This window comes from Enterobacter cloacae complex sp. P43RS, assembly GCF_014930585.1.
GTDB lineage: Bacteria > Pseudomonadota > Gammaproteobacteria > Enterobacterales > Enterobacteriaceae > Enterobacter > Enterobacter bugandensis.
Genome location: NZ_JADBRJ010000004.1, coordinates 98,947 through 118,602, shown reverse-complemented (window position 1 = coordinate 118,602; position 19,656 = coordinate 98,947). Strand labels below are relative to the sequence as shown.

General features: G+C 54.9%; 19 protein-coding genes and 1 riboswitch. Of the genes, 10 read left to right on the top strand and 9 right to left on the bottom strand.

Features of this window, described 5'->3' with window-relative positions:
- Positions 1-7: 7 nt before the first annotated feature.
- From thiQ to sgrR, 4 genes are all read right to left on the bottom strand, one after another.
- On the bottom strand, positions 8-709 hold the full coding sequence (thiQ, locus tag IM294_RS09825) for a thiamine ABC transporter ATP-binding protein ThiQ (protein ID WP_069733558.1): 702 nt from the start codon (positions 707-709) through the stop codon (positions 8-10).
- Positions 693-2,303, bottom strand: coding sequence for a thiamine/thiamine pyrophosphate ABC transporter permease ThiP (thiP, locus tag IM294_RS09820; protein WP_126817850.1), 1,611 nt, complete (start codon positions 2,301-2,303; stop codon positions 693-695). The genes thiQ and thiP overlap by 17 nt, the downstream gene beginning before the upstream one ends.
- On the bottom strand, positions 2,279-3,262 hold the full coding sequence (gene thiB, locus IM294_RS09815) for a thiamine ABC transporter substrate binding subunit (RefSeq protein ID WP_048960671.1): 984 nt from the start codon (positions 3,260-3,262) through the stop codon (positions 2,279-2,281). The genes thiP and thiB overlap by 25 nt, the downstream gene beginning before the upstream one ends.
- Positions 3,263-3,293: 31 nt before the next feature.
- A riboswitch (TPP riboswitch) is annotated at positions 3,294-3,394 on the bottom strand.
- A gap of 36 nt (positions 3,395-3,430) precedes the next feature.
- Positions 3,431-5,086, bottom strand: a complete 1,656-nt coding sequence (gene sgrR / locus IM294_RS09810; RefSeq protein ID WP_048957875.1) for an HTH-type transcriptional regulator SgrR — start codon at positions 5,084-5,086, stop codon at positions 3,431-3,433.
- An 88-nt stretch (positions 5,087-5,174) separates the two neighbouring features.
- Here sgrR and sgrT point away from each other — a divergent pair, with 88 nt between their 5' ends.
- The 3 genes from sgrT (at position 5,175) to IM294_RS09795 (ending at position 6,995) form a co-directional block, all read left to right on the top strand.
- The gene (gene sgrT / locus IM294_RS09805) at positions 5,175-5,327 is read left to right on the top strand and encodes a glucose uptake inhibitor SgrT (protein WP_045631150.1); all 153 of its coding nucleotides are present in this window, start codon (positions 5,175-5,177) and stop codon (positions 5,325-5,327) included.
- Positions 5,328-5,447: 120 nt separating this feature from the next.
- Positions 5,448-6,626, top strand: coding sequence for a sugar efflux transporter (locus IM294_RS09800; RefSeq protein WP_028015496.1), 1,179 nt, complete (start codon positions 5,448-5,450; stop codon positions 6,624-6,626).
- A 216-nt stretch (positions 6,627-6,842) separates the two neighbouring features.
- The gene (locus IM294_RS09795) at positions 6,843-6,995 is read left to right on the top strand and encodes a Hok/Gef family protein (protein WP_010427008.1); all 153 of its coding nucleotides are present in this window, start codon (positions 6,843-6,845) and stop codon (positions 6,993-6,995) included.
- A 92-nt stretch (positions 6,996-7,087) separates the two neighbouring features.
- On the opposite strand, the gene leuD is transcribed toward IM294_RS09795, so the two are convergent.
- From leuD to leuL, 5 genes are all read right to left on the bottom strand, one after another.
- On the bottom strand, positions 7,088-7,693 hold the full coding sequence (gene leuD, locus IM294_RS09790) for a 3-isopropylmalate dehydratase small subunit (protein WP_049137735.1): 606 nt from the start codon (positions 7,691-7,693) through the stop codon (positions 7,088-7,090).
- Between the two features lie 10 nt (positions 7,694-7,703).
- Positions 7,704-9,104: a 3-isopropylmalate dehydratase large subunit gene (gene leuC, locus IM294_RS09785; protein WP_028015498.1), complete on the bottom strand. Its 1,401-nt coding sequence runs from the start codon at positions 9,102-9,104 to the stop codon at positions 7,704-7,706.
- 2 nt (positions 9,105-9,106) lie between these two features.
- Positions 9,107-10,198 carry a 3-isopropylmalate dehydrogenase gene (gene leuB / locus IM294_RS09780; RefSeq protein ID WP_126817848.1) on the bottom strand — a complete coding sequence of 364 codons (1,092 nt, stop codon included), beginning with the start codon at positions 10,196-10,198 and terminating at the stop codon, positions 9,107-9,109.
- Positions 10,198-11,769: a 2-isopropylmalate synthase gene (gene leuA, locus IM294_RS09775; protein ID WP_028015499.1), complete on the bottom strand. Its 1,572-nt coding sequence runs from the start codon at positions 11,767-11,769 to the stop codon at positions 10,198-10,200. Before leuA ends, leuB begins: the two co-directional genes overlap by 1 nt.
- Positions 11,770-11,860: 91 nt before the next feature.
- Positions 11,861-11,947, bottom strand: a complete 87-nt coding sequence (gene leuL / locus IM294_RS22250; RefSeq protein ID WP_071993742.1) for a leu operon leader peptide — start codon at positions 11,945-11,947, stop codon at positions 11,861-11,863.
- Between the two features lie 609 nt (positions 11,948-12,556).
- Between leuL and leuO the strand changes: the two genes are divergently transcribed.
- From leuO to ftsL, 7 genes are all read left to right on the top strand, one after another.
- The gene (gene leuO, locus IM294_RS09765) at positions 12,557-13,501 is read left to right on the top strand and encodes a transcriptional regulator LeuO (protein WP_041911249.1); all 945 of its coding nucleotides are present in this window, start codon (positions 12,557-12,559) and stop codon (positions 13,499-13,501) included.
- Between the two features lie 380 nt (positions 13,502-13,881).
- Complete coding sequence (gene ilvI / locus IM294_RS09760) at positions 13,882-15,606, top strand: acetolactate synthase 3 large subunit (protein ID WP_126817846.1); 1,725 nt, start codon at positions 13,882-13,884, stop codon at positions 15,604-15,606.
- 1 nt (position 15,607) lies between these two features.
- The gene (gene ilvN / locus IM294_RS09755) at positions 15,608-16,099 is read left to right on the top strand and encodes an acetolactate synthase small subunit (RefSeq protein WP_045259452.1); all 492 of its coding nucleotides are present in this window, start codon (positions 15,608-15,610) and stop codon (positions 16,097-16,099) included.
- 179 nt (positions 16,100-16,278) lie between these two features.
- Positions 16,279-17,286 carry a catabolite repressor/activator gene (cra, locus tag IM294_RS09750; RefSeq protein ID WP_014168621.1) on the top strand — a complete coding sequence of 336 codons (1,008 nt, stop codon included), beginning with the start codon at positions 16,279-16,281 and terminating at the stop codon, positions 17,284-17,286.
- Between the two features lie 599 nt (positions 17,287-17,885).
- A complete protein-coding gene (gene mraZ, locus IM294_RS09745) occupies positions 17,886-18,344 on the top strand; it encodes a division/cell wall cluster transcriptional repressor MraZ (protein WP_014882537.1) in 459 nt (152 codons plus the stop codon).
- A gap of 2 nt (positions 18,345-18,346) precedes the next feature.
- Positions 18,347-19,288 (top strand): 16S rRNA (cytosine(1402)-N(4))-methyltransferase RsmH, encoded by a 942-nt coding sequence (rsmH, locus tag IM294_RS09740; protein ID WP_014882538.1) that lies wholly within the window; start codon positions 18,347-18,349, stop codon positions 19,286-19,288.
- Entirely contained in the window at positions 19,285-19,650 is a 366-nt protein-coding gene (gene ftsL / locus IM294_RS09735; RefSeq protein ID WP_006173860.1) for a cell division protein FtsL, read from the top strand. The genes rsmH and ftsL overlap by 4 nt, the downstream gene beginning before the upstream one ends.
- The last annotated feature ends 6 nt before the right edge of the window (positions 19,651-19,656 follow it).

Genomic DNA, 19,656 nt, shown 5'->3' with positions numbered 1-19,656 from the left:
GAGGGCGTCAGACCGCACGAATGCCTAACAATGAAGACGCCTCCGCGTTACCACTCAGAAGTTCTTGTGTTTCTCCATCCCACAAAATCCGTCCCTCCGCGATCACTACCGATCGCGGCGCAATGCGTGCGGCATCTTCAATGCTGTGCGAAACCATCAGCATCGTGATCTGCTGGCGCTGGCAAACCTCTTCCACCAGCGAGAGCATCTCCTGGCGCAGGGCCGGGTCGAGTGCCGAGAAGGGTTCATCGAGCAGCAGCAGCGGCTGCTCGCGCACCAGACAACGTGCCAACGCCACGCGCTGACGCTGGCCGCCGGAAAGCTCACCGGGCAGTCTGGAAATCAACGCGGACAGGCCCATTTGTTCGGCAATCGCCTCCAGCTTCTGACGCTGCGCAGCATTGAGTTTTAACCCCGGATCGATTCCCAGCGCGATGTTCTGCCACACCGTAAGGTGATTAAACAGATTGTTTTCCTGAAACAGCATCGACACCGGGCGCTTAGACGGCGGAGCGTAGGTATACTCGCCATTATCTATGAATATCGACCCGCTGACAGGCTGCAAAAAACCGGCAATCAAATTGAGCAGGGTACTTTTACCGGCCCCGCTTGGGCCAAGCACCGCAATTCGCTCTCCCTGACGAACGGAGAGGGTAAAACGCATCGGCAGGTGCTGGTAAAGCCAGGTTACATCAGTCAGTTTTAACATCACGCCCCGGAAGTTTTTCGATAACGGTAAATAAGGCAAAGCACAGCAGTAACAGGAGCAGCGCCGTGACGGCACCGTCCTGGCTGCGGTAGGAGCCAATTTGCTGATAAAGCCAGAAAGGCAGCGTGCGGAAATCCTCGTTGCCAAAGAGGGCCACCACGCCAAAATCCCCAATTGACAGCACGCAGGCGAAGGCCATCGCCTGGGCGAGCGGCCGCTTCAGGGCGCGTAGTTCGACCACTTTCAGCCGCCGCCAGCCCATAATGCCAAGGGACTGACACAGGGCGCTGTACCGGCTGTTAACATCCCGCATCGGGTTTTCCAGTACCTTCAGCGCGTACGGTATGGCCATTAAGGCGTTGGTAAAAATGACGATGCCGTCGGCGCTTTCCGGCAGGCCGATGGTGCTGTTAAACAGTAAAAAGAAGCCGGTCGCCAGCACAATGCCCGGCATCGCCAGGATCAGCATGCCCGTCAGTTCCAGCGCGTGTCCGGCTTTACGGGCATGTCGCGCGTACAGCTCGCGGCTGCTCCAGAGCAGCATCATGGTCAGCGTCACGCAGATTAGCCCGGCTGCCAGCGCGATACGCAATGAGGTCCATGTGGATTGCCACAGGACCGGCTGTTGAAGTACCGATACCACATTCCTGTTGAGGCCATCGGCGATCACGGCCAGCAGCGGCGGCAGCAGAAGCAGGAGCGCCAGCGCGATCAGCATCACGTCCGAGATGCGGCTGTGCAGGCTGTCCTGCGGATCGCGCCAGCCAGAAAGATTATTGCTTCCTGCGGGGATCGCTTTGCTCAGCCGCTGGCTGAGTAACACCAGCGCCAGGCAGCACACCATCTGTACGATCGCCAGCAACGCGGCGCGCCCCGGATCGTAGTCGTAACTTAATGCCTGATAGATCGCCAGCTCAATGGTGGTGGCCTGCGGGCCGCCGCCGAGAGAAAGCACGGTCGCAAAGCTGGCGAAACAGAGCATAAAGATCAGCGCGGCCACCGGGGCAATCTGACGTCGCAGCCACGGCCATTCGACAAAGCGGAAGAATGACCATCCGCGCATGCCGAGCTGGGCCGCAATCTGGCGCTGCTCGCCGGGTATGTTCTCCAGCGCCTGCAAAAAGAGGCGCGTCGCCATCGGCATATTGAAGAAAATGTGTGCCAGCAGGATGCCCTTCAGCCCGTAGGGAGAGAAGGTCCATTCCAGGCCTAAAGACGCGAAGAGGGAGGCCAGCCAGCCCTGGCGACCGTATACGCTCAGGATGCCAAAGACGGCCACCAGCACGGGCAGGATCAGCGTCATGGCGCACAGGCGCAGCAGTGCCAGCCTGCCGGGGAAACGTCTGCGATAGAGGGCGCGCGCAAGGAAAATGGCCGGGATGACTGACAGCAGCGCGGAAAGAAACGCCTGCCAGAAGGAGAAACGGATAACGTGCCAGAGATAGCTATCGTGCCAGAGCGCGAGCAGATCGCTCTCTGGCGCGTTAAACCACAGCGCCAGAAACGCTCCCAGACTGACGACCACCATCAGTATGGCGGCAATCAGTCCGGGAACTAACCAGCCGGGGATCAGCGGCTGACGGCGCGTTGCCATTCGCTTATCCATGCGGCACGCTGAGCGGCAACCTGCTGCGGCGTAAATTCCAGCGCGGTCTGCGGTTTGTTCAACTGCTCAAAGCCTGCCGGCAGCGCCGCGTCGGTAACCGGGTACATCCAGTTGCCCGTCGGAATGGCGTTCTGGAATGCCGGGGAGACCATAAATTTCAGGAATTTTTCGGCCAGTTCCGGCTGTTTGCTGGCGGCCGTGCGGGCAGCCACTTCAACCTGCAGGTAGTGACCTTCAGCGAAATTCGCAGCCGCGTAGTTGTCTTTCTTCTCGGCAATAATATGATAGGCCGGAGAGGTGGTGTAGCTCAGCACCAGATCGCTTTCGCCTTTCAGGAACAGGCCGTAGGCTTCGCTCCAGCCTTTAGTGACCGTAACGGTTTTCGCAGCCAGCTTCTGCCACGCCTCCGGCGTTTTGTCGCCGTAGACTTTCTGCATCCACAGCAGCAGCCCCAGGCCCGGCGTGCTGGTGCGCGGATCTTCATAAATCACGCGCCACTTCTGATCGCTTTCGACCAGCTCTTTCAGGCTCTTCGGCGGGTTCTTCAGCTTGTTTTTATCGTATACGAACGCAAAGTAGCCGTAATCGAAGGGAACGAAGGTGTCGTTTTTCCAGCCGCCCGGCACGTTGACGGCATCTGCCGCTACGCCGCTTTTGGCAAACAGTCTGGTTTGCGTGGCGGCTTCCAGCAGGTTGTTATCCAGCCCGAGCACCACGTCGGCCTTGCTGTTTTTCCCTTCCATGCGCAGGCGGTTAAGCAGCGACACGCCATCTTCCAGCGCCACGAACTTCAGCTCGCAGTTGCAGTCGGCTTCAAAGGCTTTTTTAACCACCGGGCCGGGGCCCCAGTCGGCGGAGAAAGAGTCGTAGGTATAGACCGTCAGAACAGGCTTAGCAAAAACAGGCAGCGCAACCAGCGCCAGCAGAGGAAGAACGTTTTTTAACACTTTGCACCTCAGGGTTGAGTGGCAAAGGATTTTGAGAAACAGCCTCAAATCCCTTCGCCGGCGTTATCCGGATCAGGTTCGACGGGTATTATCTCAGCGCACATCTGTGATGCAGCACCCCGTTGAGAACGGCGCTATTGTAATGATTTGGTGAATATTACGAAAGCGTTATGGCTCCGGGGGCGCAAACCAGGCGGATTTAAAATCAAACCAGCCCAGGGTATTCATCCGCAGGCCGCGCATGCTGCGCTGTCCCTGGATCAGCAGCCAGTGGTGGATCAACGGTACGATCGTCTGCCCGGCCAACAGCTCCTGGCACCACGCGGCCAGATCCATCTCTCCTGCCCGCCACTTCGCGGCGTCCTGCTGCCAGTCCCGGCTGATGCAGTGCTGAATGAGAGGCACTTCATACAGGTGTGAAAATAGCGAGAAATCCAGCGGCAGCGTAAAGTTGGCGCTGTTGAGCCAGATATCGCTGACGACATCCCCCCGGTGCCATTCATCATAATCGACTTCCTGTATCGCCAGCGTCACGCCTTCGGCCGCGAGCAGCTTGCTCATGATCCTCGCGATAAACCGGTGCTCAATGTGATCGCGATAGTAGCTGAGGGTGATGGTTTCCAGCCCGGCGGGTTTTTCACTGCGCACCGGCTGAGCATGGTGCCAGCGCGGAAGCAGGCCATAGGCCGGAAACCACCAGGTCTGGTATTGCTCTTCAGCGTGATAAATCAGGTTAGCCGGGGCCAGAATATGGCTGATCCACTTGCGGACGTCGTGGTTTGCTCCGCGGTGGCTGCGGCTGTCAAAAAGAAGATAGTAGCAGCCCTCCTCCAGGCGACTCTCGAACGCCTTTTCGCTGGTTGTGGGCCCCTCCAGGGTGAGGCCTGCGCTCAGCTCTTCGTTGAGGTCCGGTAACACCCAGACGTTCACTTCGTCGATCAGTGCCCGATAGCCGAAATAGTCATCAAAGGCGCGGATCTTCAGCTGATTGCTGTTATTGCGCGTAACGGAGTAGGGGCCTGTACCGATCGGCTGGCTGGAAAAATTGTTCAGGGATCGCCACTCGGCAGGCAGGATCATCGAGGGCACGTAGCCCAGAAGCCACGGCAGCCAGTTGTCTGGCTGGGACAGCTCAATATCCAGCGTCCAGGCCGTTGGGGAGTGGATCCGCGTGATATGCGAATAGAGCGGCAGCGTGCGGGCGCGCTCTAAAGAGGCGATAACGTCACGCATCTCCAGCTCGCGGCCATGGTGGAAGTGAATGCCCGGGCGTAAAAAGAAACGCCAGTGCAGAGGGGAAAGCTGCTGCCAGTGGTGCGCGATATCCGCTTCCAGTTCCCCGTTTTCCTCATTTATTTTCGTCAGACCGCTGAATATCTGCCGGGCCATGTGGGTTTCAGAACGTCGCAATGCCGTGCCGGGCAACAGGTTTTTCATTGGGCGGTAGTAAAGCACCCGCAGAATGTGGCGTCCCTGGCGAAAGCTGCGTCCCAGGTGCGAGACCAGCATCTGGCGCACGGCGGCTTTGTCGCCCACCAGCTGGACCAGCTGATCGATGCGGTCCTGCTCCAGCAAGTCCTCCGCCCGCTGCTGCTGCAACGCCAGGCCGGTATACAGGAAGGTCAAGCGTGAGCGCTTGCCGCGTCCCGCCTCGGCCTCCCAGCTTAGCCAGCCCTGCTGCTGCATAGTGTTGAGTAACGTGCGCATATGGCGGCGAGAGCAGTTGAGGAGTTCTGCCAGCTCGTTAAGCGTGGTCTCCTGCGATTGTCCCTCGCAGCACTGCCACAGGCGGATGAATTGTTGTTGCAGTCGACCGGATGGCATAAAAGAGGAACTCCTGACAAAAAATCAGCAATTTATTAATCCCTATATTAAGCCAATAATGCTTCCCGATGAAGTGAGGAGGTAAATTATGAAGAGGTCTACCGCACGTCAGTTTTATCAGCAGTACTTTTCAGCGACAAAGGGAGTGTCCTGGCTGGCCCGCCAGTGTGCAGAGCAACGGCTGAGAATCCTGGAAGATCTGATGCAGTGGGACGTTACGAAACCGACCTCTTCTCGCTAACTCGCCTCGATCATGTGTGACTGAGTATTGGTGTTTATCACCCGCCAGCAAAATGTTTTTGCTGGCTTTTTTCGTTTATTCTTTCACCCAATTTCGATTCGCTTTCACAAGGACTTGCGCATGCTGTGGTTGATGACGATGGGGCGCCGCCTGAATGGCGTGTACGCTGCTTTTATGCTGGTGGCCTTCATGATGGGCGTGGCCGGTGCGCTACAGGCACCGACGCTGAGCCTGTTTCTCAGCCGCGAGGTGGGGGCGCAGCCGTTTTGGGTAGGCCTGTTTTATACCGTTAACGCGATTGCCGGGATCCTCGTTAGCCTGGGTCTGGCGAAACGATCTGACAGCCAGGGCGATCGCCGCAGGCTGATCCTCTTTTGCTGCGCCATGGCCGTGGGCAACGCGCTGCTTTTTGCCTTTAACCGTCATTACCTGACGCTCATCACCTGCGGCGTGCTGCTGGCCTCTCTGGCGAACACCGCCATGCCGCAGCTCTTCGCGCTGGCCCGTGAATACGCCGACAGCTCGGCGCGAGAGGTGGTGATGTTCAGCTCGGTGATGCGCGCACAGCTCTCGCTGGCGTGGGTCATCGGCCCGCCGCTGGCCTTCATGCTGGCGCTGAACTATGGCTTTACGGTCATGTTTTCTATCGCGGCAGGCATTTTTATTATCAGTCTGGCTCTGATTGCCTTTGCGCTGCCGTCTGTCGCCCGGGTTGAGCAGACGACGGATAAGCCCATTACTCAGGTGAGCGGCTGGCAGGATAAAAACGTGCGGATGCTGTTTATCGCCTCCACGCTGATGTGGACCTGCAACACCATGTACATTATTGATATGCCGCTGTGGATCAGCAGCGATCTAGGCCTACCGGACAAGCTTGCGGGGATCTTAATGGGGACCGCCGCCGGGCTGGAAATTCCGGCGATGATTCTGGCGGGGTATTACGTTAAGCGCTTCGGAAAGCGTCGGATGATGATCGTTGCCGTGGCGGCTGGGGTGCTGTTCTACGCGGGGCTGCTCCTTTTCCATTCGCGTGAAGCGTTGCTGGCGCTGCAGCTGTTTAATGCCGTGTTCATTGGCATCGTTGCCGGGATCGGCATGCTCTGGTTCCAGGATCTCATGCCCGGCCGCGCCGGCTCTGCGACTACGCTTTTTACCAACAGTATTTCGACGGGCGTTATTCTGGCGGGAGTGATTCAGGGCGCGCTGGCGCAAAGTTATGGTCATGCCTCGGTTTACTGGATGATTGCGGCGATTTCGGTGGTAACGCTTGGGCTGACCTGCCGGGTCAAGGATGTTTGATTCTGGAAGGCGGCTTCACGAAATGAAACGATTTTCTGACAGATACAGAGAAGGCGCATAGAGTGCGTGACGGGTGCTTGAGGCTGTTTGCCTCAGGCTTTCGCAAGAGGCAAACAGTGGAGAGTCCCACATCAAAAAACTGATGGGGAGACCAACTTCACAACCAACATTGCGAGGTTAGTCTCTTCATTGCCGAAAAGCAATAAGGAGGCTGGAATGCCAAAACGTACTCTGCTGTTAGGTTTGTTTCTGATCTGTACGACGCTATTGATCTTCACCTGGATGGTGCGTGATTCGCTGTGTGAGTTGCACTTCAGACAGGAGAAAACAGAGCTGGCGGCAGTGTTGGCTTACGAAGCGAAACGTTAGCGGTATTGGCGGGGGAAGTGTCCCCGCCTCTCCAGAGTGGTTGAGCCTCAACGCACCCTTATCAATGGCCCGCGCCCTGCGGGCCATTGCCTTTAGCCCATAAACGCAGGCTGTTTTTTCTCGTACGCTGAGATGGCGTCCTCGTGCTGGAGCGTCAGGCCAATGCTGTCCAGACCGTTCAACATGCAGTGGCGACGGAAGGCATCAATGCTGAAGCTGTAGGTCTTATCCCCGGCTTTTACCACTTCCGCTTCCAGATCCACCTCAAACGCCATCCCTGGATTTGCCTTAACCAGCGCGAACAGTTCATCGACCTGCTCGTCGCTCAGCGTCACCGGCAGTAACTGGTTGTTGAAGCTGTTGCCGTAGAAGATATCCGCGAAGCTCGGGGCGATAACCACCTTAAAGCCGTAGTCGGTCAGCGCCCAGGGCGCATGCTCACGCGAGGAGCCGCAGCCGAAGTTTTCCCGCGCCAGAAGAATGGATGCACCTTTGTATTCCGGGAAGTTCAGGACGAACTCCGGGTTTGGTACTTCGCCTTTGTCGTCCAGAAAACGCCAGTCGTTGAACAGGTGTGCGCCAAAACCGGTGCGGGTCACTTTCTGCAAAAACTGCTTCGGAATGATCGCGTCCGTATCGATGTTAGCGGCGTCCAGCGGGACAACACGGCCCGTATGTTGGGTAAATTTCTCTGCCATGATTGTCTCCTTATTTCAGGCTGCGAATATCGGCGAAATGGCCGGTGACTGCCGCAGCGGCGGCCATTGCCGGGCTGACCAGGTGGGTGCGTCCACCCCGGCCCTGACGGCCTTCAAAATTACGGTTGCTGGTGGAGGCGCAGCGCTCGCCCGGATTCAGACGGTCGTTGTTCATCGCCAGACACATTGAGCAGCCCGGCAGACGCCATTCGAAGCCTGCTTCGATAAAGATCTTATCCAGTCCTTCCGCTTCCGCCTGGGCTTTCACCGGACCGGAGCCAGGAACCACCAGCGCCTGCACGCCCGGCGCCACTTTGCGGCCTTTGGCAATCTCTGCCGCCGCGCGTAAATCCTCGATACGGGAGTTGGTGCAGGAGCCGATGAACACCTTATCAATATTCACATCGGTCAGCGGTACGCCGGGTTTCAGCCCCATATAGGCCAGCGCTTTTTCCGCACTGGCGCGTTCGACCGGATCGGCGAAGGAAGCCGGGTCAGGAATGCTGTCGTTGACGGAGATGACCTGGCCAGGATTGGTACCCCAGGTGACTTGCGGCGCAATCTCTTCCGCCTGCAGCGTGACAACGGTATCAAAGGTGGCACCGTCGTCAGTTTTCAGGGTTTTCCAGTATGCGACCGCGTCGTCAAAATCCTGACCTTTCGGCGCGTGCAGACGGCCTTTCACATAGTTGAAGGTGGTTTCGTCCGGTGCGACCAGGCCTGCTTTAGCACCCATCTCAATCGCCATGTTGCACAGGGTCATACGGCCTTCCATGCTCAGCGCCTGAATGGCTTCACCGCAGAATTCCACCACGTGACCGGTACCGCCTGCGCTGCCGGTTTTGCCGATAATCGCCAGCACGATATCTTTCGCGGTGATACCCGGCGCGGCTTTGCCCTTCACCTCAATCTTCATGGTTTTGGCGCGGCCCTGTTTCAGAGTCTGCGTCGCCAGAACGTGCTCAACTTCCGATGTGCCGATGCCGAACGCCAGCGCGCCAAACGCGCCGTGGGTCGCGGTATGGGAGTCGCCGCAGACGATGGTCATGCCCGGCAGCGTAATACCCTGCTCAGGTCCCATCACGTGGACGATGCCCTGATACGGGTGGTTCAGATCGTACAGCTCCACGCCAAATTCGTTGCAGTTCTTGATCAGCTCCTGCATCTGGATGCGCGCCATCTCGCCGGAAGCATTGATGTCTTTGGTCTGGGTGGAGACGTTGTGATCCATCGTGGCAAAGGTTTTACCCGGCTGGCGCACCGGACGCTTGTGCGCGCGCAGGCCGTCGAAGGCCTGTGGAGAGGTCACTTCGTGCACCAGGTGGCGGTCAATGTACAGCAGCGGGGTTTCGTTTGGCGCCTCGTAGACAACGTGCGCATCAAACAATTTTTCATATAACGTCTTGGCCATGATTACACCCCTTCAGCGACATAGCGGGCAATGATGTCGCCCATTTCATCAGTACTGACTGCTGCCGTGCCGCGCGCTAAGTCACCGGTACGGATGCCTTCTTCTAACGCCCGGTTAATGGCGTTTTCAATTGCGGTTGCTGCGTCACCTGCATCGAGGCTGTAGCGCAGCAGCAGGGCCAGGGAGAGGATCTGCGCAATCGGGTTCGCAATGTTCTTGCCTGCGATATCCGGTGCGGAACCGCCCGCCGGTTCGTACAGGCCAAAGCCTTCTTCATTCAGGCTGGCGGATGGCAGCATGCCCATAGAGCCGGTGATCATCGCGCACTCGTCAGACAGAATATCTCCGAACAGGTTGGAGCAGAGCAGCACGTCAAACTGAGACGGATCCTTAATCAGCTGCATGGTCGCGTTGTCGATGTACATATGCGACAGCTCAACGTCCGGGTACTGCTTAGCGACTTCACTGACGATCTCGCGCCACAAAATGGACGACTGCAGCACGTTCGCTTTATCAATAGAGGTCACCTTATGGCGGCGCTTGCGTGCAGATTCAAAGGCGATATGGGCGATACGTTCAATTTCGAAACGGTGGTACACCTCGGTATCAAACGCTTTCTCGTGCTGACCGCTGCCTTCGCGACCTTTTGGCTGACCGAAGTAGATCCCGCCCGTCAGCTCACGCACGCACAGGATGTCGAAACCGTTGGCCGCGATATCCGCGCGCAGCGGACAAAACTCTTCCAGCCCCTGATACAGCTTAGCCGGACGCAGGTTACTGAACAGTTTAAAATGTTTACGCAGCGGCAGGAGCGCGCCGCGCTCTGGCTGCTCTGCCGGCGGCAGGTGTTCCCATTTTGGGCCACCGACGGATCCAAACAGCACGGCATCGGCATTTTCGCAGCCTTCAACGGTGGCTTTCGGCAATGGCGTTCCGTGGTTATCAATCGCAATACCGCCCACGTCGTAGTGGCTGGTGGTAATTTTCATCGCAAAACGCGAGCGAACGGCTTCCAGTACTTTCAGCGCCTGTGCCATCACTTCCGGACCAATACCGTCACCCGGCAACACAGCAATATGGTAGTTCTTCGACATTACACGGTTTCCTTGTTGTTCTCTTTATTCTGAGCTTTGCGTTGCAACTCTTTTTCGACTTCAGCGGCGCGCCAGATGTTGTTCAGGACGTGCACCATCGCTTTCGCGGAGGATTCGACAATATCCGTCGCCAGGCCCACACCGTGGAAACGGCGGCCATTATAGTTGACGACGATATCCACCTGACCCAGCGCGTCTTTACCGTGCCCTTTCGCCGTCAGGTCGTATTTCACCAGCTCTACGTCGTACTCGGTAACGCGGTTGATCGCCTGATAGATGGCATCCACAGGGCCGTTACCGTTGGCGGCTTCCGCTTTGATTTCATCACCGCAGGCCAGCTTGACCGAGGCGGTAGCGATGTCGCTGGAGCCGGACTGCACGTTGAAATAGTCCAGACGGAAGTGCTCTGGCTCTTCCTGCTGTTTGTTGATGAAGGCCAGCGCTTCCAGGTCGTAATCGAATACCTGGCCTTTCTTGTCGGCCAGCTTCAGGAACGCGTCGTACAGCTGATCCATGTTGTAATCGCTGTCCTGATAGCCCATCTCTTCCATCCGGTGTTTCACTGCCGCACGACCGGAACGGGAGGTCAGGTTCAGCTGAACCTGGTTCAGGCCGATGGATTCCGGAGTCATGATTTCGTAGTTTTCACGGTTTTTCAGCACGCCGTCCTGGTGAATACCGGAGGAGTGGGCGAAAGCGCCGGTTCCAACAATCGCCTTGTTAGCCGGGATCGGCATGTTGCAAATCTGGCTGACGGTCTGACTGGTGCGCCAGATTTCATTGTGATTGATGCGGGTGTGCACGTTCATGATGTCTTTGCGCACCTTGATCGCCATGATCACTTCTTCCAGTGAACAGTTGCCCGCGCGTTCACCGATACCGTTCATTGCACCTTCTACCTGACGTGCACCCGCGTGCACCGCAGCGATGGCATTGCCTACGGCCAGGCCCAAATCATCATGGGTATGTACTGAGATGATTGCTTTATCAATGTTAGGTACGCGCTCATACAGGCCGGTAATGATGTTGGAGAACTCAAACGGCATGGTATAGCCGACGGTGTCCGGGATGTTTATGGTTTTAGCGCCCGCGTTGATGGCGGCTTCGACTACGCGCGCCAGGTCTTCAATCGGCGTACGGCCCGCATCTTCACAGGAGAATTCAACGTCATCGGTGTAGTTGCGTGCGCGCTTAACCATGTATACCGCGCGTTCAATGACCTCATCCAGCGTGCTGCGCAACTTGGTTGCAATGTGCATTGGTGAGGTTGCAATAAAGGTATGAATACGGAAGGCTTCGGCCACCTTCAGCGACTCAGCCGCAACGTCGATGTCTTTCTCTACGCAGCGCGCCAGACCGCACACGCGGCTGTTTTTAATGGTGCGGGCGATAGTCTGTACGGATTCAAAATCACCCGGAGAGGAGACGGGGAAACCGACCTCCATCACGTCGACGCCCATACGCTCGAGAGCCAGCGCAATCTGCAGTTTCTCTTTTACACTCAGGCTTGCCTGTAATGCCTGTTCACCGTCACGTAAAGTAGTATCGAAAATAATGACTTGCTGGCTCATGGGTTAGGTCCTTGTCAGTCTTAGGGCGCCTTGCTACGAGCATAAAAAAACCCGCGCAGTGGCGCGGGTTTTTAGTCTTACTGGTGACGATTCAACGCTGAATTTCGCCCGCCAGTCTACCGCGCACAGTGGATGCGTTTAGTAGTAGTAGACCGATGAAACGAATGGTGCGTGTCATGAATCGTGCTCCGTTAAATTCAAGATGCTTTTAGTGGTACTGGATACGGCTGTGCATGTCAACCCCTGATGGTAAAAACGGCCCCAGAAGGCTAAACAGAGAGGGTGTGTTGTTTAGCTTATTGTGCTGGGTTTTTGATTTTTAACTTAACTAATTGTCTATTTTTGGACTTAAAAAACATTTGCAGAAACGAATAAACATAACGGGTATTTTTCAGGTGACGCAGTCCTCACAAGTGCTTTCTCTTTAAACCGTTTTACTATCATCGAGTTATCTTTTTTTGAGAGAGCTTTTTCTCCCTTCAAATAGAATCATTGATAACAGATTGTTAACTTAATTCTGCTCAATGTCGATAACAGTTTAATTATACTTAAGTCATCCTTAACTGGATGGTTATTGTATATTGATTTGGTTTATGGTTTCATTCAAACACTAAAGTTAAGCATATCCTTTGTGCCGTTTTTTATTATAGCATTATTAGATAATCTTTATATATTCCGATTTTTAAACAATTTTCTTTCGCTGGTCGTATCTGCATGGTAAATCATATTTTTCGAAATTATTACAGTGCGTTGGCGAAGGGAGTGTAGCGTGACAGTGGAGTCAGAAGTGCCAGAAAATAATATTAAACAACCACAGATTACTGATGGAATTAAACCACAGTTACGCACGGTGGATCTTAATCTACTGACGGTGTTTGATGCTGTCATGCAGGAGCAGAATATCACGCGTGCGGCACAAGCCCTGGGGATGTCACAGCCTGCCGTAAGTAATGCCGTTGCCAGGCTTAAGGTTATGTTCAACGACGAATTGTTTGTTCGTTATGGAAGAGGGATCCAGCCTACAGCGCGGGCTTTCCAGCTTTTCGGCTCCATCCGCCAGGCGCTGCAGCTGGTACAAAATGAGCTGCCGGGCTCGGGCTTTGAACCCTTAAGCAGTGAGCGAGTATTCCATCTCTGCGTCTGCAGTCCATTAGATAATTATCTGACATCAATTATTTATAATAAAGTTGAAGAGATCGCACCTAATATTAATCTCGTCTTTAAATCGTCCTTAAATCAAAACACCGAACACCAGTTACGTTACCAGGAAATCGAATTCGTCCTGGGTTATGAAGAATTCCGCCGTCCTGAATTTTCCTGTGTACCGCTGTTTAAAGATGAAATGGTGCTGGTTGCCAGCAAAAAACATCCACGACTGAATGCGCCGTTACGTGAAAGTGACGTTTATAGCGAACAGCATGCCGTTGTTGCGCTCGACAGATATGCCTCCTTTAGCCTGCCCTGGTACGACACTGCGGAGAAACAGGCGAGCGTGGCTTATCAGGGGATGGCCATGGTCAGCGTGTTAAACGTCGTTTCCCAGACGCAGCTGGTGGCAATTGCCCCACGCTGGCTGGCAGAAGAGTTCTCTGGCGCGTTAAATCTGCAAATTTTGCCTCTGCCGCTCAAGCTAAATAGCCGCACCTGCTATCTCTCCTGGCATGAAGCTGCTGGACGGGATAAAGGACATCAGTGGATGGAAGAGCTACTTATTAGCATCTGCCGTCGGTAATCGAGTCAGGATAAATTGCATCTTTGCATGTGATTTATCCTGGTTTTGTTTCTTTTATTAATATTTTGTTCTGTTACGTATTTTATCTGGCGCCTGCCAGGCCCGTAAAAATAGATGATTTTCTACATCGCCGCGCTTTTCAGTGATGATTTATCATCTCATCCCCTAATTTCAGATGAATTAACCATATCCTCTGACAATGTCTGTTTTTTCTGCTTTCACGGCCTCTTCTCTCTCCTGGTTTGCGAATTGCCTGCCTCATAACGAGCGGTTAAGGTAAGTATCACTCTGCAAAATAGAAGACGGGTTCATCCCGATCGCAAGACGGTGCGGAAATGAATTCGGCGGTCCGTCTATAACAAAATGCCTGGAGGCAAAGCATGGAGATGTTGTCTGGCGCGGAAATGGTCGTCCGGTCGCTGATCGATCAGGGCGTAAAGCAAGTGTTCGGCTATCCTGGCGGCGCGGTCCTCGATATTTATGACGCACTGCATACGGTAGGGGGTATTGACCATGTGCTGGTACGCCATGAGCAGGCGGCGGTACATATGGCCGATGGCCTGGCGCGTGCGACGGGTGAAGTGGGCGTGGTCCTGGTCACGTCGGGGCCCGGTGCGACAAACGCCATTACCGGCATTGCGACCGCGTACATGGACTCTATTCCGCTGGTGATCCTTTCCGGACAGGTCGCGACATCACTGATTGGCTATGATGCGTTTCAGGAGTGCGACATGGTCGGGATTTCGCGTCCCGTCGTGAAGCACAGCTTCCTGGTCAAGCAAACCGAAGACATTCCTGGCATTCTGAAGAAGGCGTTCTGGCTGGCGGCAAGCGGGCGCCCGGGGCCGGTGGTGGTCGATCTCCCTAAAGATATCCTGAACCCGGCAAACAAGCTGCCTTATGTCTGGCCGGAATCGGTTAGCATGCGCTCTTACAGCCCAACAACGCAGGGCCACAAAGGTCAGATCAAACGCGCGCTGCAAACGCTGCTGGCCGCTAAAAAACCGGTGGTCTATGTCGGTGGCGGGGCCGTCAATTCAGCGTGTGAGGCACAGCTTCGTGAACTGGTTGAAAAGCTCAATCTTCCTGTTGCGTCATCGCTGATGGGACTCGGAGCGTTTCCCGCCACTCACCGTCAGGCGCTCGGCATGTTGGGTATGCACGGTACCTATGAAGCCAACATGACGATGCATCATTCTGACGTCATCTTTGCCGTCGGCGTGCGTTTTGACGATCGTACGACCAACAATCTGGCGAAGTATTGCCCGAATGCCACCGTGCTGCACATTGATATCGATCCGACGTCAATTTCAAAAACGGTGTCTGCTGATGTACCTATCGTCGGCGACGCGCGACAGGTCCTTGAACAAATGCTGGATCTGCTGGCGCTGGAAAACACAGCGCAACCGCTGGATGAAATCCGTGACTGGTGGCAGCAAATTGAGCAATGGCGCGCGCGGCAGTGTCTGAAATATGACACCCAAAGCGAGCATATTAAGCCGCAGGCGGTCATCGAAACGGTATGGCGACTGACGAAAGGCGACGCGTATGTGACCTCTGACGTGGGCCAGCATCAAATGTTTGCCGCCCTCTATTATCCGTTTGATAAACCGCGTCACTGGATCAACTCGGGAGGTTTAGGCACGATGGGCTTTGGCCTGCCTTCCGCGCTGGGCGTGAAGCTGGCGCTGCCCAATGAAACCGTCGTCTGCGTGACCGGAGACGGCAGTATTCAGATGAACATTCAGGAACTTTCCACCGCGCTGCAATATGAGCTGCCGGTACTGGTGCTCAACCTCAATAACGGCTATCTCGGTATGGTGAAGCAGTGGCAGGATATGATCTACTCGGGCCGCCACTCTCAGTCATATATGAAATCGCTGCCGGATTTTGTTCGTCTTGCTGAAGCTTACGGTCATATAGGGATGCGGGTGACCGATCCGGCTGAGCTGGAAACGAAGCTCGCCGAAGCGCTTGAGCACGTTAAAAACAACCGCCTCGTCTTTATGGATGTCATCGTTGATGGAACCGAGCACGTTTATCCGATGCATATTCGCGGCGGCGGTATGGACGAGATGTGGTTAAGCAAAACGGAGAGAACCTGATATGCGCCGGATATTATCGGTATTACTGGAAAACGAGTCTGGCGCACTGTCGCGCGTCATTGGGCTTTTTGCGCAGCGTGGCTATAACATTGAAAGCCTGACCGTGGCGCCAACGGACGATCCGACGCTGTCGCGTATGACGATTCAGACCGTCGGCGATGCCAAGGTAATTGAGCAGATCGAGAAACAGCTGCATAAGCTGGTCGATGTGCTGCGCGTAAGCGAGCTGGGGCAGGGCGCTTACGTTGAGCGCGAGGTCATGCTGGTAAAAATACAGGCCAGCGGTTACGGGCGCGAAGAGGTCAAACGCAATGCGGATATCTTCCGCGGGCAGATCATCGACGTCACGCCTTCTCTTTATACGGTTCAACTGGTCGGAACCAGTGACAAGCTGGACGCTTTCCTGGCATCCGTGCGGGATGTAGCAAAAATTGTTGAGGTGGCGAGATCGGGGATCGTTGGTCTGTCACGCGGCGAGAAAATCATGCGGTAGTTGTTAAAAAGGTTCGCCTCTTTCAGCCCGGTCACCAAAGCCGGGCTTTTTTTTGCGTAATCAGCCGACAACGCAGATAAAAGCGGTTGCCGCGAAGGCTTTTCTGCGTTTAGATGTTAAAAGATTTAACCATAACCTTGACAGGGCCATGGACTCTTTTCTTTTTTTAAGGGGCAATTGTGAAACTGGATGAAATCGCCCGGCTAGCCGGCGTGTCACGAACAACGGCCAGCTATGTGATTAACGGCAAAGCAAAGCAGTACCGCGTCAGCGATAAGACCGTTGAAAAAGTTATGGCGGTGGTTCGTGAGCATAACTACCATCCGAATGCTGTCGCTGCCGGCCTGCGTGCCGGGCGCACCCGCTCTATTGGTCTGGTGATCCCGGATCTGGAAAACACCAGCTATACCCGTATCGCCAACTATCTTGAACGTCAGGCCCGCCAGCGCGGTTACCAGCTGCTGATCGCCTGTTCTGAAGACCAGCCCGATAACGAGATGCGCTGCATTGAACATCTGCTCCAGCGTCAGGTCGATGCCATCATCGTCTCGACCTCCTTACCGCCGGAGCATCCGTTTTACCAGCGCTGGGCGAACGATCCGTTCCCCATCGTGGCGCTGGACCGCGCGCTCGATCGTGAGCATTTCACAAGCGTAGTGGGTGCCGATCAGGATGACGCGGAAATGCTGGCCGCTGAGCTGAGAACCTTCCCCGCTGAAACGGTGCTGTATCTTGGCGCGCTGCCCGAGCTTTCCGTAAGCTTTCTCCGTGAGCAAGGGTTCAGAACCGCCTGGAAAGACGATCCGCGTGAAGTCCACTATCTCTATGCCAACAGCTATGAACGCGAAGCCGCTGCGCAGCTGTTCGAAAAATGGCTGGAGACGCACCCGATGCCCCAGGCGCTGTTCACCACGTCATTTGCCCTTCTGCAGGGGGTAATGGATGTCACCTTGCGTCGTGAAGGCAAGCTTCCCTCTGACCTGGCGATCGCCACGTTTGGGGATAACGAGCTTCTCGATTTCCTTCAGTGCCCGGTGCTGGCGGTGGCCCAGCGTCACCGAGATGTAGCGGAACGCGTCCTGGAGATTGTTCTGGCGAGCCTGGATGAGCCGCGCAAACCGAAGCCGGGTCTGACGCGTATCAAACGTAATCTCTATCATCGTGGAATTTTGAGCCGCCATAAATGAAATGACGGGGCGGCGAAAAACCGCCCCTTTTTACTGGAATAATTCGCCGAGTTAATTCCCGCAGTGAAATTAGGATAATTCTTGAGAGATCCTAATCTACTATTTTTCTTAATTCATTTTGCCGTTTAAAAGGGTCCTTAAAGAATCATGAAGCGATTTTTAAAAGCCTCTCTTTGTATTACTTTGTTACAAACCCTCTTCGGTCGATGAATATTCAGACGTTTTTCCTTCCCCTCGACTGGCCAGCAACGCAACCGCCGCTTCCACCGACCGATTGAGTGAATCTGGCGCTGTTATCCCCTGACAATCTGTCATAAAATGCTGCCCGCGTCGCAAACTGACACTTTATATTTATCTGCGATGATATTGAGTGAGCCTTAACGCTAGTGTGCATATTCGGTTTTTTTCTTACAAATATTCATAACGTTAATTTGCCTCGCCAGTTGTGCAGTTATTAACCAGGACTGTTTATCTCTGTAAATAGAGGGCTTTCGGGTCTCTACAGGGAGAGTCCTGGCTTGACAAGCTTTTCCCTCGCTCCGTAAACTCCTTTAGGTGGGAATTTGTGGGTTAAAGTGGTGAGGAGGGGTGAGACTGGCATGTTCCGTGGAGCTACGTTAGTCAATCTCGACAGCAAAGGGCGTTTATCGGTCCCAACCCGATACCGCGACCAGTTGATTGAGAATGCTTCGGGTCAAATGGTTTGCACCATTGACATCAACTCCCCCTGCCTGCTGCTTTACCCCTTACCTGAATGGGAAATCATTGAGCAAAAGCTGTCGCGACTGTCGAGCATGAACCCGCAAGAGCGCCGCGTGCAGCGGCTGTTATTGGGACATGCCAGTGAGTGTCAGATGGATAGTGCCGGGCGATTACTGATTGCGCCCGTGCTGCGGCAACATGCCGGTCTGACCAAAGAAGTGATGCTGGTCGGGCAGTTCAACAAGTTTGAACTGTGGGACGAAACGACCTGGTATCAACAGGTCAAGGAAGATATCGACGCTGAGCAGTCTGATTCCGCAACTTTATCGGAACGGCTGCAGGACTTGTCTCTATAAATATGATGGAAAATTATAAACATAAAACGGTGTTACTGGACGAGGCCGTGAACGGCCTGAATATTCGTCCGGATGGCATCTACATTGATGGCACGTTTGGTCGCGGTGGTCACTCGCGTTTGATCCTCTCCCAGCTTGGAGAGGAAGGGCGACTGCTGGCAATCGATCGCGATCCGCAGGCGATTGCCGTTGCACAGACCATCAATGACCCACGCTTTTCCATCGTGCATGGACCTTTTTCTGCGCTCGCTGATTACGTGGCCGAGCGCGGTCTCACGGGCAAGATCGACGGGATTCTTCTCGATCTTGGCGTATCTTCACCCCAGCTTGATGATGCAGAACGCGGCTTCTCTTTTATGCGCGACGGTCCGCTGGACATGCGTATGGACCCGACGCGCGGCCAGTCTGCCGCCGAATGGCTGCAGACCGCTGACGAAGCAGATATTGCCTGGGTGATCAAAACCTTCGGCGAAGAACGTTTTGGCAAGCGCATTGCGCGCGCCATCGTTGAGCGCAACCGCGTTGAGCCAATGACCCGCACCAAAGAGCTGGCCGAAGTGATTGCGGCGGCGACGCCGGTGAAGGATAAGCACAAACATCCCGCGACCCGTACCTTCCAGGCGGTTCGCATCTGGGTAAACAGTGAACTGGAGGAAATAGAGCTGGCGCTAAAAAGCTCGCTCGACGTGCTGGCCCCGGGTGGGCGGTTATCCATCATCAGCTTCCATTCGCTGGAAGACCGCATTGTAAAACGCTTCATGCGTGAACAGAGCCGCGGTCCTCAGGTTCCAGCGGGGCTGCCGATGACGGAAGAACAACTCAGGAAGCTGGGGGGCCGTCAGTTGCGAGCATTAGGCAAGTTGATGCCGGGCGAAGAAGAGGTGGCAGAGAATCCACGTGCCCGTAGTTCAGTGCTGCGAGTTGCAGAGAGGACGAACGCATGATCGGCAGAGTGACAGAAACCCTAAGCAAAGTTAAGGGATCGTTAGGAAGCAACGAGCGCCATGCCTTGCCTGGCGTGATCGGCGACGATCTTTTGCGATTCGGGAAACTGCCACTCTGCCTGTTCATTTGCATCATTGTTACGGCAGTTACGGTGGTGACCACAGCTCACCATACACGTTTATTGACTGCGCAACGCGAGCAGCTGGTGCTGGAACGCGATGCGCTGGATATTGAATGGCGAAATCTGATCCTTGAAGAAAACGCGCTCGGCGATCACAGCCGGGTTGAACGGATCGCAACGGAAAAGCTGCAACTGCAGCATGTTGATCCTTCCCAGGAAAATATCGTAGTACAAAAATAAGGGAAC

Excerpts from the sequence above, each read along its gene's own strand:
- ilvN (WP_045259452.1), top strand. The coding sequence starts at position 15,608 with ATGCGCCGGATATTATCGGTATTACTGGAAAACGAGTCTGGCGCACTG.
- leuA (WP_028015499.1), bottom strand. The coding sequence starts at position 11,769 with ATGAGCCAGCAAGTCATTATTTTCGATACTACTTTACGTGACGGTGAA.
- IM294_RS09800 (WP_028015496.1), top strand. The coding sequence starts at position 5,448 with ATGCTGTGGTTGATGACGATGGGGCGCCGCCTGAATGGCGTGTACGCT.
- thiQ (WP_069733558.1), bottom strand. The coding sequence starts at position 709 with ATGTTAAAACTGACTGATGTAACCTGGCTTTACCAGCACCTGCCGATG.
- leuC (WP_028015498.1), bottom strand. The coding sequence starts at position 9,104 with ATGGCCAAGACGTTATATGAAAAATTGTTTGATGCGCACGTTGTCTAC.
- leuB (WP_126817848.1), bottom strand. The coding sequence starts at position 10,198 with ATGTCGAAGAACTACCATATTGCTGTGTTGCCGGGTGACGGTATTGGT.
- sgrR (WP_048957875.1), bottom strand. The coding sequence starts at position 5,086 with ATGCCATCCGGTCGACTGCAACAACAATTCATCCGCCTGTGGCAGTGC.
- ftsL (WP_006173860.1), top strand. The coding sequence starts at position 19,285 with ATGATCGGCAGAGTGACAGAAACCCTAAGCAAAGTTAAGGGATCGTTA.
- leuD (WP_049137735.1), bottom strand. The coding sequence starts at position 7,693 with ATGGCAGAGAAATTTACCCAACATACGGGCCGTGTTGTCCCGCTGGAC.
- leuL (WP_071993742.1), bottom strand. The coding sequence starts at position 11,947 with ATGACACGCACCATTCGTTTCATCGGTCTACTACTACTAAACGCATCC.
- ilvI (WP_126817846.1), top strand. The coding sequence starts at position 13,882 with ATGGAGATGTTGTCTGGCGCGGAAATGGTCGTCCGGTCGCTGATCGAT.
- rsmH (WP_014882538.1), top strand. The coding sequence starts at position 18,347 with ATGATGGAAAATTATAAACATAAAACGGTGTTACTGGACGAGGCCGTG.
- sgrT (WP_045631150.1), top strand. The coding sequence starts at position 5,175 with ATGAAGAGGTCTACCGCACGTCAGTTTTATCAGCAGTACTTTTCAGCG.
- mraZ (WP_014882537.1), top strand. The coding sequence starts at position 17,886 with ATGTTCCGTGGAGCTACGTTAGTCAATCTCGACAGCAAAGGGCGTTTA.
- thiP (WP_126817850.1), bottom strand. The coding sequence starts at position 2,303 with ATGGCAACGCGCCGTCAGCCGCTGATCCCCGGCTGGTTAGTTCCCGGA.
- IM294_RS09795 (WP_010427008.1), top strand. The coding sequence starts at position 6,843 with ATGCCAAAACGTACTCTGCTGTTAGGTTTGTTTCTGATCTGTACGACG.